Source organism: Citrobacter sp. TBCS-14, assembly GCF_005280805.1.
Taxonomy (GTDB): Bacteria; Pseudomonadota; Gammaproteobacteria; order Enterobacterales; family Enterobacteriaceae; genus Citrobacter; species Citrobacter gillenii.
In genome coordinates, this window is the sequence record NZ_SZWM01000685.1 from 1 (window position 1) to 841 (window position 841).

Genomic DNA, 841 nt, shown 5'->3' on the forward strand with positions numbered 1-841 from the left:
GCACATGATCCAGAAGGTCATGTTTTGACACCCGGTAGCCGTTATCAGCCAAGTGATCCGACGAAAGATACAACGATCACCTATACCGCAGATCAGCAAAAAGGTAGTGTCAGCTACGTTGATGATACGACCGGCAAAACTTTAAAGACGGATTCAATTTCAGGAACAACGGGCTCGAAATCCAGTTATAGTACCAGTGGCAGCATTGCGGATTATAAGAAACACGGGTATGAGTTAGTTACTGATGGCTATCCAGCAGATTTGACATTCGACAATGATGACAAAACTGCTCAGAACTTCACGGTTCACTTGAAGCATCAGCTGACGCCAGTGAATCCAACGGATCCACAGACACCGGGAGCGCCAATCCATCCAGATGAACCAGATGGACCAAAGTGGCCAACTCGCACCAACTATGATAAGACGGTCCATGAGACCGTCAGTTATGTTGATCAGACTGGACACGTAGTGGCCAAGCCGCACACTGATTCTGTCAACTTCACACGAACCGTCGTTGTCGATAACGTTACTGGTGAAGTGATTACGAGTGGTGCTGGAACAACCGCCTGGACAGCGACAAATGGTGATACAACCTTTGATGCCGTTGTTAGTCCAGTGGTGTCGGGATCTGTAGCTGATAAAGCGCAGACAGCTGTCGTAACTGACCTGAATGCCGATTCAGCAGATGTTAATGAGACCGTGACATACACGAAAGTCGGATCATTGGTACCAAGCTCAAGTGATGGGAACTTCCCTAGAGTACCAAGAGTAGTCTATCCAAATGACCCACGTGATGCGACGAAGGTTACACCAGCCGGTGTACCGACGGTACCAGGTTATA

Annotated in this window: 1 protein-coding gene; it reads left to right on the forward strand. The window is 48.3% G+C overall.

All coding sequences use genetic code 11. The features are described 5' to 3' along the window. Positions 1–841, forward strand: an 841-nt coding sequence (locus tag FDX22_RS20695) for a hypothetical protein (protein ID WP_222592543.1), incomplete at both ends; no start/stop codon positions are given.